Here is a 14143-nt window from a genome sequence, read left to right as displayed (position 1 = left end):
CTGAAAAAGATAAAAAAATGCCTCCATAACAGTTTTACGGTCTTGGAGGCATTTCTAGTACTCTTTATGGTGTTTTAATAATTTTCACAGAAGTACCTTCCACAATTGCAGTGAAGTTCTTAACTTCAGGCTGCTCAAAGATAAAATCAGTGATGCCGTCTTCGAGCTGTTCTTGAAGAACACGGCGGAGCGGTCTCGCTCCGAAAGTTGGATGATATCCGAGTTCAATTAGCCTTTGTTTCGCTTCATGAGTTACATCTAAAGACAAACCATTTGCTGCAAGTGTTTCATCAAGTTCTTGAATCATGATATCAACGATTTGAAGAAGATCTTCTTTCTTTAAAGCTGAGAATTCAATGATACTATCAAAACGGTTCAGGAATTCCGGTTTGAAGAAACTGCCTAATGATTGGAGGATTGATGCTTCTTCTACAGCAGTACTTGTACCTGTACCGAATCCCATTACTTTTTGTTTTTCACCGACTCCAGCGTTACTTGTCATGATAATCACTGTATCTTTAAAAGCTACTGTCCTGCCTTGACTGTCCGTTAACCGGCCATCTTCCATGATTTGAAGGAACATATGCATTACATCTGGATGAGCCTTTTCGATTTCATCCAATAAAATAATACTGTAAGGTTTGCGGCGAACTTTTTCAGTCAATTGTCCCGCTTCCTCGTGTCCTACGTATCCAGGAGGAGAACCGATTAATTTAGAAACACTATGTTTCTCCATGAATTCACTCATGTCAAGACGGATCATCGCTTCCTTGTCCCCGAATAATTCCTCAGCTAGAGTTTTCGCCAATTCGGTTTTACCGACACCTGTTGGACCAACAAAAAGGAAAGATCCGGTTGGACGTTTTTTGGATTTTAGCCCGGCACGACTTCTTCGGACGGCCTTAGAAACCTTTTTGACAGCCTCTTCCTGCCCGATGACCTTTTTCATAAGTTCCTCTTGAAGATTGACCATTCTTTCTTGCTCATCTTCTTGCAGCTTACCTACAGGAATACCAGTCTTTTGTTCGATGATATTTTGAATGTCTTCAACGTTAACGGTTGGTTTAACTGCATTTTCTCCAGCCTGTAAAGATTTTTCCAATTTTTCTTCTTCATCACGAAGAACTGCAGCTTTTTCGTATGCTTCTTCTTTTAAGGCCTTTTCTTTTTCTTTATAGATTTGCGCCAGGCGCTCTTTCATGTGTTCTACCTGGCCGTCTTCAATGGTCAAGTTCAACTTGGAACCTGCTTCATCCATCAAGTCGATTGCCTTGTCCGGCAAGAATCGATCTTGAATGTAACGGTTCGAGAGTTCAACAGCCGCTTTTAGTGCTTTCTCACTATATGTGACTCCATGATAAGATTCATAACTTTCTTTTAAACCCTGTAAGATGACCAATGTCTCAGCTGTTGTCGGCTCATTAACCTGTACAGGCTGAAAGCGTCTCTCAAGGGCACCATCTTTTTCAATTTTCCTATATTCAGATAAAGTGGTGGCTCCGACAAGCTGAAGTTCCCCGCGTGCAAGTGCTGGTTTTAAAATATTTCCTGCATCCATTGACCCTTCGGCTGAGCCCGCACCCACAAGTTGGTGAATTTCATCGATGAATAAAATGACATTTTTTCTTTCCTGTAATTCACTGATCAATTGCTTCATTCGTTCTTCGAATTGACCTCTAATTCCAGTATTCGAAACAAGTGACGCGACATCAAGCATATATACCAGCTTATTACGTAATTTACCAGGCACTGAACCTTCAGCAATGGCTAAAGCCAGACCTTCAGCAATGGCTGTTTTACCAACTCCGGGTTCACCAATTAAAACTGGATTATTTTTATTACGTCTATTAAGGACTTCGATGACACGTTTTATTTCTTCATTTCTTCCGATAACCGGATCAATCAGTCCTGCTCTAGCAACATCGGTCAGATTGCGGCCATACTCTTCAAGCAATCCTCCGCCATCATTGTGTTCAACGGAATCCGGTTTAGGAACTTCATTATAATTAAATGGATTGAATGAATTTAGGGATCCGTTATATTGGAAATGCCCTGTATCCATTCCCCCCATCGCTGCTCCAAGTTTACTTCGCTCTTCTTTATAACAAGTGGAGCACAGTTTAACTTCATGCTCCTGACCATTCATATTAAGATGTACTTGAATATTAGCTTGGTTTACATGGCATTTTTCACAAAGCATGTAGTACTCCTCCTTTAGTATTAATATTGGTAATTTCACAAAAAACTTTGACCTTCTTTGACTTTCTGTTTTTATTATACATTGACCTTCTTTGACTTTCAAGATTTTTGTCTGGGAATTTTTTTGAAATAAATTAAAAACTCCCTCGGTTTGGTTTGCTAAGCATATTAAACTATCCATTTCCAGTCAAATAAAAAGATTCTATGTATCCTCTTAGTATATTCAGTCATGATTGATTACTTCGTTCAGGATAACCATAGCCTAAACTATTAACAAAACACCAATTCACCCTTTTTCAGGACTAATAATAGTCTTGTCCTCATGCCTCAGCCACTCTCATTTTTTAATACAAAAAAAGAGACTTCATTAAGTCTCTTACCGACTGTAGACAAACTCGATGAAAATTATCTACAATTTTTTAGGGTCTTTTCAAATTTGATCGTTGCCACCAGGCACTCGATTTCCGTAGGCGGTCCTCCCTCGGTGCGTTTTTCCTGCAGGAATCTCAAACACCCGTTCTAATCTACTTTGTTTTAACTTTTAGATAGAACACTTTTCCCTACAGTCTTTTTTGTTTTTAAAAATAGTAGTATTAAAACTTGAGGTCATAAAGATACTTTCTTATAAGTCCCCTCGTTGTCCAACCCATTCCATGCTTTCCTTATAACTGCTTCAATTCCAATAAAAAATCAAAAAGGTTTCGGAATGATACCATTCCGAAACCTTTTTGACTACAAACTGAAAGAGTTTTTTATATTAAGGTTGATTTTCTTCTATTATATACGTTTCGCACCAATATACTTTGGCTTCCAATAACTATTATTGGTTTTAGCATATGACACTCCTTTAGATGATGCAGAGTGTATGAATTCATTGTTTCCTATGTAAATAGCCACATGTGTAGGTTTTTTCGCTTTATTTGGTGCAAAAAACATTAAGTCACCTTTTTGCAGGCTTTTGACTTTCTTTCCTTTTTTATATATGTCAGCGGCGGTTCTTGGTAAATTCTTACCAGCCTTTTGATATGAATACTTCACTAAACCTGAGCAATCAAAACCTGAAGAAGAAATGCCACCCATTTTATATTTTGTACCTAATTCACTTTTAGCCACTTTAATCGCTTTTGTATGATATGAAGCAGCTTCCACTTGGTCCCCAGCAAAGGATGCGGTTACAAGCATGATAGCCAATGACAATCCGACGACAATTTTCTTAAACAAATTTTTTACCCCCTGATGTGATTTGCTAAACCTAATATACTAGAATGGGTATATCACTCGCATCACAGGATCTTTACAAATATGTTACATTTAGTAGATATAGGAAGAATGACCATATAAAACATAAGAATAAGTCGAATCAAGCTTCCAACATCCGCCTATTTGAAAGCACCTATTTTAAAACTTACTATTCCTCATGGAAAAACAGCGGTAAGAAAACCACTGTCAAAATTCTTTTGTGAAAAATGGTAGAAATAACTTTACCCCACGTTTGTTAAAAGGTAAACATTTCAAATCTGCAATTAAATGACTTATGTATCCGAATAAACAAGTAGTCAAAATTCCGTCAATCCCCATAAAGGCTTCGAATTGAAAAGCAATGATGCCAAAGAAAGCGATACCGGCAATCGAATGGGTATAACTTCTATGTGGTGTAAAGGATGCCAGGATTATATAGGCGCCTAACAGCCACAACCAGCTTTCCTGCAAAGATATACCGCCGCCTAAAACCGCTAATCCAGTCAAGGTCAGCATATGCCTTTGTCTCATGAATGATGAAATGATGATGATTCCGATTCCTGCTCCTACACCGATCCACTTTTCCTTATCAGTGCCTTCCAAAAGACTATAAATGATCATTAATATACCAATCGTTTGTGCTATCGTTCGGATAAACTTATGTGAAAAAGTAATCCTATTACTTAACTTCCCATCAATATCCATATCGGGCATAAGGCCTGAAATCCCCCCAATGCCAACCAAGAATAAAGTGGTCGTTGGATCTGTTTGAAGTGTGTTTGCCGTTAAGAATCCAACTGTTGCCCCTAATGCCATGTGTGCTGTACCGTTCACTGTCTCTCTCCTGTCCTACTAAGAAGTAATCGCTGTTACCAAGAAACGAATGTTTGTTCGAATCCCAGCATTCTAACTATACAATATTTTTAATAAAATATCTTTATATTTTATAAAAAAGCCGTAGTAATCAATAATTAGTGCTTATAAATTCCTCGTTCTAATTAAAATCAATTCTTCTAGAATGTCTATAATTCCTTTGCTTAGGTAATTTTCAACAATTAAAACCGCAAAAAATTTTTCTGTGAATAGAGGTATTTCATGAAATTTTATCCGTCATATGAATATACTAATCTATAAGGGGAGTGATTCAGATAGCTTTTTTAAATGCCTTCAATAATTTTAAAAAAGGGAAAAAGTCCAAGAAAATAAAGAACATGGATTTTCGGGAACAACACGTAAATAAATCGTCAGAGCTCATTGGAAATAATGTAATTGTACAAAATATTATTAACAATCACCTTTCCAAAAAAAATAACCACTTGTAGGGTGGTTTTTTTATTTATTATCGGAAAGCTCTTCATTTTTTTCCATTTTCTCGCTCACACCATAAATATAGTTATACTGTAAATAGTAATCATATATGACATTTTGCAGGATCTTAAGCAGTGATTTATCAAATGTATCGAATTCAGTTTGGTAGCTATTTAAGACAGTGACAAATTTCCCGTCCATGTTTTCAAAATAATGGAGAAGAAAATTTTTGTAAAATTCACTATCACTATTGCTTTTATTCGTTATGCACGGATCACCGGTTTGGATAGACTTATCAAGCATCGCTTTGATGGATTTAGGCAGCTTCGCTTTCTTGAACTGGTTCAAGGTATAGATATCATAGGTAAAGGAAAGTCCTAATTGATTGGAATAAAAGTCCATGGCACTGTCCAATGTATAGATTAAGGGGGTTTTAAAGTCCTTGCTGTTGGCAATTTCCTCTGATATTTCCAATTGATATTCCTCTGATGTTAAATACGCAGCAAATTTCATTTTCGAACTGCTCACGCTGAACACCTCATAAACGGCTGCATCTTGTTTTTCAATTTCAATTTCTATATTAAAAAACTTAAAGTGCTTTAAACGGTAAAAAGCAATCGGTGCTAATAGGAAAAGCAGTATCCATACAAGGTAAAGGAATAACGTGTTAAAGATAATTTGATAAAATTCTGAAGTTACGATCGGCTCGATGATTAATGTAATCAATGTATGTTCAAAGCCCTCAGAAATAGGGGGATTCTGTGTAATTACCGGACCAACAGCTTCCTCTGGCTTATTCCAAGTTTGGATACCTAAATGAGACATCGCAACAAGCGTATATACAAAAATTAAAATAGTTCCAATCACATATAATTTTGGCATGAACCCTATAATTCTGTCGAAAACAGAAATCCGCTTATCTTTCTGCTCTATAGCCAATGTGGTTGCTCCTTTTAAGATTAATAAATGCGGAAAAGTCCTACAGGGACTGAAAAGTTCCTGGAGACTACCTATTTAATTTATATGTTGGTAATTATGTTAAAATACGTAAAAATTGTTTATTGATTGACATATACCATAATACTTTCGACGTTTTCATTAAAATTAAAAAAAATTCGTCATTCAATAAAAACCCATCCCCTTCATTCATGAAATGTAAAGGATGGGCTTAAAGTGTAAGGTTTTATTTAGGATGACCCTTTATCGCAAAGTCTTCTACCTTCCTTAAAAATAGATCCATGGCTTTTGATGCTTCAAAGTCTAACTTTTTCACGATTGAAAAAGGTCTTATAATGGGTTCATTTTTCAAATGAAAGGTTTTCAATTCATTGGATTTCAATTCTTTTTGTACAGTCAAACGGGATAACAAGGCAATGCCAAGTCCGGCCATCACCGCTTCTTTCACTCCTTGGATACTGGTGAAAATAAAGGTTTTCTTTATGTTTAGTTCCAGACTGCTCAGAAGTTTATCCGAATATGTACGGGTCCCCGATCCTTGCTCCCTAAGCACCCATGTTTGGTTTTGGAGCAATGTGCCCTCGATGATATCCGTCTGTGAAAGTGGATGAACCGGGGGGACGACGACAATCATCTCGTCATTCATGAAGGGTCTGACATCGATATCTTTATAATCCGTTTCCCCTTCTATCAAGCCTATATCAAGCTTATTCGAACGTATTCCTTGTATGACTTCATTAGAATTCGAGATGATTATTTGTATGTCCACCATCGGATATTGAGCCGCAAATTCTGCTAAAACTTTTGGAAGGTAGTATTCCCCTATCGTGAAGCTTGCACCTATTTTCATCGTTCCGCTAACCACGTTATTAAATTCATTTATTTCTCTTATTGCTGTCTCATAATGATCAAGCATTTGCTTTGCATGTCTATATAAAATTTTTCCCGGCTCTGTTATTTGAACTTGTTTGGGAGAACGATAAATTAATTTCGTTCCTAACTCATTTTCCAGATTCTTAATATGGAGACTGACTCCTGGCTGCGACAGGTTCAGAATATCCCCAGCTTTAGAAAAGTTTTTCTGTTCTATCACGGTTACGAATACTTTTAAAGGATCCATGGTTACCTCCTTATTTACCTATGCATTCTATTTTATCATAAGTAGAAGTAATCATTGAAATAGCAAAAATATATTTCACTTATTCTTAATTAAGCTTTAAAGTAAAGGCATCAACATAGATGGAGTGATCACACTGGAACGAACAGAGGTTGAAACTAGAAAACTTGGATTTACAAAAGGAATAGCTTTAACTTTGCTAATTGCTATTGCAGCTAAATACTTAGCAGAGCTTCCATTCCTTCATATATTGGGACAGCTAGTCATTGCGATACTGATTGGTGTTGTTTGGAAATCGATTATCGGCGTACCCGCTTACGCCGTCGCTGGGACAAATTATTCTAGTAAAGTCCTTTTGAGAATGGGCATTATCTTATTGGGGATGCGCTTGAACCTGAAGGATATTTTTAACGCCGGCCCGAAAACGTTTGCTGTTGGAGCCATTAGTCTAATATTTGCTATATTGGTAGTTTATGGATTGACCCGTCTATTTAAAGTGGAAAAAAAGCTAGGCTTACTGACAGCTTGTGGTACAGCAATTTGTGGAGCAGCTGCAGTCCTCGCAATTTCCTCCCAAATTAAAGCAAAAGAAAAAGATACAGCAATAGCTGTAGCGACGGTTGCTGTTTTAGGTACAACCTTCACTTTCGGTTACACGATCCTTTATCCCTTTTTGGGGTTATCCGATCCAGGTTACGGTATATTTTCGGGTGCGACACTACATGAAATTGCTCACGTCATCGCTGCTGCAGCACCAGGGGGAAATGAAGCAGTCGACTTGGCAGTCATGGTCAAATTGACTAGGGTGGCCCTGCTCATTCCCGTAGCCCTTTTAATTGGATTCATCATGAGTTGGAAAGAGCGATCAACAGATAAGGGAAAGAGATTTTCCTGGAAGTCCATTCAGATACCTTGGTTTATTTTTGGATTTCTATTAATGAGTGCCCTCTACTCTACAGGGGCAGTTCCTGAACTAATAGCCGAAAAACTTGTTATGCTTTCCTATATCCTCATGGCTATGTCCATGGCAGGACTAGGATTGAATATTGACCTTATCACTTTTAAAAAATATGGCGGCAAACCTTTTATTGCTGGATTGATTGGCTCAATTTTATTAACGTGTCTCGGTTATGTATTGGTTCATGTTTTCCAGTTAAATTAATATTTCACTTAAACAAGCATCCCTTAATCGGCATGCTTGTTCTTTTCTGTTGGATGCGGGACATTGGCACCATAAAAAATTTCGTCCATCTCCGTTTGAAGCCTTTCTATTATTACCTGCCTTTCTTCTGTTTTCAGCTTTTCCTCTGTATAACCGAATAAGTAATTATTAATATCGAATCTTTTCAGCTTACATTTTGTATGGAATATATTTTCCTGGTATACATTCACATCAATCATGTCATATAAACCCTTTACTTCATCAGGAATATAGTTTTGAATGGAATTAATATCGTGGTCAATGAACAATTTTCGCCCATCTTTATCTCTCGTAAACCCTCTTACACGGTAATCAATCGTGATAATATCGGTATCGAAGGAATGGATCAGATAATTAAGGGCTTTAAGCGGTGATATTTCTCCACAAGTAGAGACATCGATGTCGGCCCTGAATGTGCTAATGCCTTCATTTGGATGGAATTCAGGGTATGTATGAACAGTAATATGGCTCTTATCCAGTTGCATGACCACATTATCAGGTAAGGGCCCTGGTGATTCCTCATAAGTTCCAGTAGGTACTTCGACGACAGGACCTTCTGAAACAAGAATGGTTACACTGGCGCCTTGAGGGACATAATCCTGCTTGGCCGTATTTAAAACGTGTGCACCTATTAAATCAGAAACGTTGTGCAAGATCTTCGAAAGCCTTTCTGCATTATATTGTTCATCGATATAATCCAGGTAGGCCTCTCTCTCTTCCCTGGTTTTTGTGTAGCAAATATCATACATATTAAAACTTAGAGATTTCGTAAGATTATTAAAGCCGTGAAGTTCAATACGCTGCTCTGGTGTAAGTTTCATGATTGATTCCCCTTATAATTTTTTACAACTATCCTTATAGTTACCCTTTTTCTGAAATAAAAAACTAAGCCGGTCAGTCCCTGCTTGTAACCTTTTAATCGGCAATGGTTATTTTTCTGGCCAAAAACCTAAGAATAAGAGCCATTGCAATAACATGCAATGGCTCTTTCAATGTCCTGGTTTGTTTTAGGCAGAATGAATTTTTTTCTTTTTTATCGGAGAAAGCAACCGTTCCAACCATCCTAGTAAGAGGTCTGACAGAATGGCCATCAATGCCGTCGGGATTGCTCCTGCAAGTATAATGGCCGTTCCATTAGATGCGTTCGTTCCCCTGACAATGATATCCCCCAGCCCTCCTGCCCCTACGAATGTCCCTACAGCAGTGACTCCAATTGCAACCACAAGAGCTGTGCGTAATCCAGCCATGATGACAGAGAGGGATAATGGCAGTTCGACCATTCTTAGTAACTGGAGCTTCGTCATCCCCATTGCCTTGCCAGATTCTAAATAAGCATGATCTATACTTGTAATTCCGACATAAGTGTTCCTAAGGATTGGCAGTAAGGAGTATAAAAACAATGATAAGATAACTGTATTTGTTCCTAGCCCCATCACTAGCATAAGAAGAGCAAGCATGGCCAAGGCTGGTGTGGTTTGAATAACATTAGTTATGGAAAATACCCAATTACTCAATTTCTTATGTTTCGCGATGAAAATCCCCATCGGGATGGCTGCGATTGCAGCAAATAAAACTCCATAAGCGGACATTAAAAAGTGGCGATAAAACTCAGTAAGTACATACATCCAATTTTGAGAATAATACGTTCCCAGCTGTTGTAAGGTTTCCATTAGTTTGCACCTCCCATTTATTCAAAATATTTATGTGCTTTAAGGAATTCCGAAGCTACGACCGATGGCTCTTTCAAGTTCCCATCAACTTCATAGTTCAGTTCCTGCATGGTTTCAGTATTGATTTCGCCAATTAACTTGTTAAGTTCATCTTCAATTTCAGGGTATCGTTCCAATAATTCTCCGGTAACGACCGGTGAACAATCATATGGAGGGAAATATTGTTTATCATCTTCTAGAAGCATCAAATCATTAACCTTAATCCGTCCATCGGAAGAGTATGCAAGTACAATATCCATCTGACCATTTTTGACTGCATCGTATACCAGGCCAATCTGCATCGGATAAGTTTCCCCGAATTCCAATCCATATGTATTTACGAACCCTTTATAGCCATCCCCTTTTCTTTTCAGCCAAGCACTATCGACACCTAACCTTAAATTATCTGCATCCTTTTCCAAATCCGATATTTTCTTATAACCTTTTTCCTCTGCCAATTCATTTGAAATCGTAAAGGCATAGGTGTTATCGAAACCGTATGAATCAAAAAATTTGAAACCATATTGTTCTTTGAATTCCCTTTGAACAACTTCCATTGCCTTTACTGGGTCCTTTTCAATTTCCTGTCCCAGGACACTCGTTAAATCCGTCCCTGTATATCGAGTTGCGGCTATATCTATATCACCGCTCTCCATCGCTTTTTGCTGAACGAAATTCGAACCTAAGTTTTTGATGATTTTCGTATCAAGATCCGTATTCCGCTCTAGGAGTTGAGCGATCATGTTCGCCAGAATTTCGGATTCGGTCATACTTTGGGCACCGATCTTTACTGTAGTTTCAGAAGATGACCCCAATCCAGGTAAAGAACAGCCACTGATGAATAATGAACAAACTATAAGGGCTATGAAAATTGAACTTCTCCTTTTTTTATACATGCTATTCCTCCTCATGCAACTTCCTTCATACCTTTTAATCCTTTTGGTACGACTTTTCGTTCAATGATCGAGAATACATAATCCACCAGGATAGCCATGATAATTACAGGAACTGCCCCTGCGACGATATATTCTGTTTGGTATAAATTCAATCCGATAAAAATGTAATCTCCAAGACCTCCTCCTCCAATAAAGGAAGCCAAGGTTGCCCAACCAATTAAATAAACGGAAGCCGTACGGATACCAGCCATAATGACGGAAAGTGCAAGCGGGAATTCAACCAGACGAATCCTCTCCCAGCTTGTCATCCCGATACCGCGACCGGATTCCAGCAGATTTTCATTTACGCCTTTAATACCTGTGTAAGTATTCCTGAGTATAGGTAAAACAGAATAGAAAAATAACGCAATAATTGCGGGTGTTTTCCCTACTCCGAGGAAAGGAATGAAAAAGGCTAGGACTGCCAGGCTCGGCAATGTCTGCATAATGTTTGCAATTCCGATTATAATGGATGCGCTCCTTTTCATTCGGGTCAACATAATGCCTAGTGGTACGGCGACTATTATTCCAAGTAAAACAGCGATCATGGATATATATAAGTGCTCCCATGCCTTATAAATGAATTCTTGCCAGTTCGTTTGTAAAAAATCGAGCAATGTTTCCATCTCATACACCTCCTAGAACATTTCTGCCACTTGATTTTCTACCTCTCCCCATATACTGTCGTATACGATGTCTACCAATGTTGCCCTAGTGACAATTCCGACCAAATGTTTATTCTGGTCAACAACAGGCACATATTTGAATCCCCGTTTTAATATCTTCTGAACGGAATCACGAATTAATGAATCCTGCTTTACTGAATAGACTTCAGTATTGATGACTTCGCTGATAAATTTTGCTTTTTTTCGGTATTCACTGATCGTTTCAACATCTACGAACCCTTTCAAAACATTTTGCTCATCGACCACAAGTAAAGAATCGACCCTTTTCTCGCGCATTATCGTAATAGCATCCGTAAGGGATTTTTCCTCAGTAATGGATATGGGATTCCGGCTCATGATCTGTTCTACCAATTCAACATTTGGTCTTGTTTGAAGCAATCGATCTTTACCAATGAATTCTTCCACGAACTCATTGGCTGGGTATCGGAGGATTTCATCCGGTGTTCCCACTTGGACGACTTCACCAGCCTTTAAGATGACGATCCTGTCGGCTAGCTTAATGGCTTCATCCATATCATGGGTAACAAAAACGATTGTTTTATCAAGTGTGCGCTGCAGATTTTTAAATTCCTCCTGAAGGGCATCGCGGGTGATTGGATCTAGTGCTCCAAAAGGTTCATCCATTAAAATGAGTGGGGGATTTGAAGCAAGGGCTCTCAGAACGCCAATCCTTTGTTGCTGCCCGCCGCTCAATTCGTATGGATACCTTTCTAAATACTCGGGTCCCATATCGACAAGCTGAAGCAATTCCAGTGCACGTTCTTTTTTCTTCTGGTCATTCCACTTAAGAAGTTTTGGAACGAGGGTGATATTTTCAAGAATCGTCATGTGTGGAAAAAGTCCGATTTGCTGGATAACGTACCCGATCTGTCTTCTTAACTCAACTGGATCTTTATCCATTATATTTTCCCCATTAATAAGTATCTTTCCTTCAGTTGGTTCGATTAGACGGTTAATCATTTTCATTGTCGTTGTTTTGCCACATCCACTCGGACCAATGAAGCAAATGAACTCTCCTTTTTTAATATCCAATGATATATTCTTTACAGCTTTCTTTCCTCCCTTATAGATTTTCGATACATTTTCAATTTTTAACACAACAAGCACCTCCATCATTCGCATACAATTACAATTTTTACAAATATGTTACTTTTTATATGCACAGTCTCTTATACCCAGAAAAAAACTACATAAACCATTTTAACAAAAAAAACTAGTTCATTTTAATTATATTGAATAAATGGAATAAAAAAACTACCTCATTTTAAGGTAGTTAATAGATTTAAGTTATTAAAAATGAATTATAACCCAATATTTTTAGCAATGAGGATTTTCAGGATTTCATCTGACCCTGTATAGAATGTTGTCACAGGAATGTCCCGATGACGCCGGGCAATTTTAAAGTCACCCATATTTCCGTATCCATCATGTAACTGCATGCACTTTTCAGATATTCGCTTAGACATCTCAGTGATCCAATATTTAGCCATCGATACTTCCGTTATGATCTTCTCCCCTTTCATATGTTTACAGATCAAACCATCAACAAACGTTCTTCCCAACTGAATATCGGTCGCTATTTCAACGATGGTAAACTGTGCATTTTTTAATTTACTAATTTTCTTACCAAATGCTTTTCGTTCTTTAATAAAATTCACGGTTAAGTCGAGCATGTCTTTAGCTGCCATTAAAGACCCAATCGCACACATAAGCCTTTCCTGCTGCAGTTTTTGCATTAAATATGAAAGGCCTTTACCTTCCTCCCCAAGAAGGTTCCCAATAGGGACAGAGGCATCATCGAAAAATAGTTCTGCAGTTTCTGAACTTTCCTGGCCTTCTTTGTCAAGTTTTCTTCCTCGTGAAAACCCTGGTGTATCTTTATCAATGAGCAACAAACTGATTCCGTCATGAGAAGGAACAGCATCTAGATCAGTTTTGCATGCTACTATCAAGAAGTCAGCGTTAAAGCCATTTGTAATAAACGATTTCGCTCCATTGACAATATAATATCCATCTTTCTTGATGGCTGTGGTTCGAATATTCGCTAATTCAGAACCCAGCCCTGGCTCTGTCACTGCAAAGGCAGAAATCATTTCTCCAGTAATGAACTTGGGTAAATATCTATGTTTTTGATCTATTGTGCCGAATGAAGCAATATATGGGGCCACAACATCAGAGTGAATTGATATTCCTCCTAAGGCTGATCCAACCATTTCCAGTTCCTCTGCCAGTACAACTGAATATCCAAAATCTGCTCCCGCCCCACCGAACTCTACATCAAGCCATGTACATAAAAATCCGTTATCCCCAATCTTTTTCCAAAACAAGCGGGGTATCCCCCCCTCTTTTTCCCACTGATCATAATAGGGGGAAGCCTCCTTGTGGAGAAATTCACGAATTGATTGTTTAAATAATAAGTGTTTTTCAGTGAGGAAGGAACGTGAATCCTCCATATTGATCGCCATCGAGCTAACCATGGGTAAACCTCCATTTGCCAATGATTTTTTTGATACAATCCATTACCATGAACAAGATAAATATGTTAATTACCTCGATGTATTCGGTTACAATAAAAATCATCAAACGGTAAATTGGCCTACAATATTCATGTTCAACAAAAATAATGAATTCCCTTTTAAAAATCTATTTTTAACAAGTGGAATTATTTTTTGATTATAAATGCTTAACTGCTAAATTATTTATTTATTTTATATTCTTACGAGGTTATTTTTGAAATATTTTGTCTTAATTTTTTTATAAGGGTAGCGTCACATTGCCATCAAGTTAAAGTT

13 protein-coding genes are annotated in these 14143 nt (G+C 37.9%); 2 read left to right on the top strand and 11 right to left on the bottom strand.

From position 1 onward, the window contains the following. Window positions 1-64: 64 nt before the first annotated feature. From SB775_RS15945 to SB775_RS15925, 5 genes are all read right to left on the bottom strand, one after another. Window positions 65-2200, bottom strand: coding sequence for an ATP-dependent Clp protease ATP-binding subunit (locus SB775_RS15945; RefSeq protein ID WP_410862159.1), 2136 nt, complete (start codon window positions 2198-2200; stop codon window positions 65-67). A gap of 776 nt (window positions 2201-2976) precedes the next feature. Then, entirely contained in the window at window positions 2977-3420 is a 444-nt protein-coding gene (locus SB775_RS15940; protein WP_286140782.1) for a C40 family peptidase, read from the bottom strand. 225 nt (window positions 3421-3645) lie between these two features. Next, complete coding sequence (locus SB775_RS15935) at window positions 3646-4272, bottom strand: metal-dependent hydrolase (RefSeq protein WP_377406093.1); 627 nt, start codon at window positions 4270-4272, stop codon at window positions 3646-3648. A gap of 498 nt (window positions 4273-4770) precedes the next feature. Then, complete coding sequence (locus SB775_RS15930; protein WP_089362285.1) at window positions 4771-5685, bottom strand: hypothetical protein; 915 nt, start codon at window positions 5683-5685, stop codon at window positions 4771-4773. A 244-nt stretch (window positions 5686-5929) separates the two neighbouring features. Continuing rightward, window positions 5930-6823, bottom strand: coding sequence for a selenium metabolism-associated LysR family transcriptional regulator (locus SB775_RS15925; protein WP_089362286.1), 894 nt, complete (start codon window positions 6821-6823; stop codon window positions 5930-5932). Window positions 6824-6956: 133 nt separating this feature from the next. Here SB775_RS15925 and SB775_RS15920 point away from each other — a divergent pair, with 133 nt between their 5' ends. Continuing rightward, a complete protein-coding gene (locus SB775_RS15920; RefSeq protein WP_410862187.1) occupies window positions 6957-7982 on the top strand; it encodes a YeiH family protein in 1026 nt (341 codons plus the stop codon). A 23-nt stretch (window positions 7983-8005) separates the two neighbouring features. On the opposite strand, the gene speD is transcribed toward SB775_RS15920, so the two are convergent. From speD to SB775_RS15890, 6 genes are all read right to left on the bottom strand, one after another. Then, a complete protein-coding gene (speD, locus tag SB775_RS15915) occupies window positions 8006-8842 on the bottom strand; it encodes an adenosylmethionine decarboxylase (RefSeq protein ID WP_061463279.1) in 837 nt (278 codons plus the stop codon). A gap of 186 nt (window positions 8843-9028) precedes the next feature. Further along, window positions 9029-9691 carry an ABC transporter permease gene (locus SB775_RS15910; RefSeq protein WP_089362287.1) on the bottom strand — a complete coding sequence of 221 codons (663 nt, stop codon included), beginning with the start codon at window positions 9689-9691 and terminating at the stop codon, window positions 9029-9031. A gap of 17 nt (window positions 9692-9708) precedes the next feature. After that, window positions 9709-10626, bottom strand: a complete 918-nt coding sequence (locus tag SB775_RS15905) for an osmoprotectant ABC transporter substrate-binding protein (RefSeq protein ID WP_410862158.1) — start codon at window positions 10624-10626, stop codon at window positions 9709-9711. Window positions 10627-10637: 11 nt separating this feature from the next. Next, complete coding sequence (locus SB775_RS15900; RefSeq protein ID WP_061463282.1) at window positions 10638-11291, bottom strand: ABC transporter permease; 654 nt, start codon at window positions 11289-11291, stop codon at window positions 10638-10640. Window positions 11292-11303: 12 nt separating this feature from the next. Further along, a complete protein-coding gene (locus SB775_RS15895; RefSeq protein WP_061463283.1) occupies window positions 11304-12449 on the bottom strand; it encodes a betaine/proline/choline family ABC transporter ATP-binding protein in 1146 nt (381 codons plus the stop codon). Between the two features lie 203 nt (window positions 12450-12652). Further along, window positions 12653-13804, bottom strand: a complete 1152-nt coding sequence (locus SB775_RS15890) for an acyl-CoA dehydrogenase family protein (protein ID WP_410862186.1) — start codon at window positions 13802-13804, stop codon at window positions 12653-12655. Between SB775_RS15890 and SB775_RS15885 the strand changes: the two genes are divergently transcribed. Next, complete coding sequence (locus tag SB775_RS15885) at window positions 13731-14024, top strand: hypothetical protein (protein WP_410862189.1); 294 nt, start codon at window positions 13731-13733, stop codon at window positions 14022-14024. The genes SB775_RS15890 and SB775_RS15885 overlap by 74 nt on opposite strands. Window positions 14025-14143 lie beyond the last annotated feature (119 nt).

The sequence above is a fragment of the Peribacillus sp. SIMBA_075 genome (genome assembly GCF_046534585.1).
Note: the sequence above shows the minus strand (reverse complement) of the source record. Positions and strands in the feature narration are given on the sequence as shown.

Coding starts and splice junctions, on each gene's coding strand:
- SB775_RS15905 (WP_410862158.1), bottom strand. CDS start 10,626: ATGTATAAAAAAAGGAGAAGTTCAATTTTCATAGCCCTTATAGTTTGT.
- SB775_RS15945 (WP_410862159.1), bottom strand. CDS start 2,200: ATGCTTTGTGAAAAATGCCATGTAAACCAAGCTAATATTCAAGTACAT.
- speD (WP_061463279.1), bottom strand. CDS start 8,842: ATGAAACTTACACCAGAGCAGCGTATTGAACTTCACGGCTTTAATAAT.
- SB775_RS15910 (WP_089362287.1), bottom strand. CDS start 9,691: ATGGAAACCTTACAACAGCTGGGAACGTATTATTCTCAAAATTGGATG.
- SB775_RS15890 (WP_410862186.1), bottom strand. CDS start 13,804: ATGGAGGATTCACGTTCCTTCCTCACTGAAAAACACTTATTATTTAAA.
- SB775_RS15900 (WP_061463282.1), bottom strand. CDS start 11,291: ATGGAAACATTGCTCGATTTTTTACAAACGAACTGGCAAGAATTCATT.
- SB775_RS15925 (WP_089362286.1), bottom strand. CDS start 6,823: ATGGATCCTTTAAAAGTATTCGTAACCGTGATAGAACAGAAAAACTTT.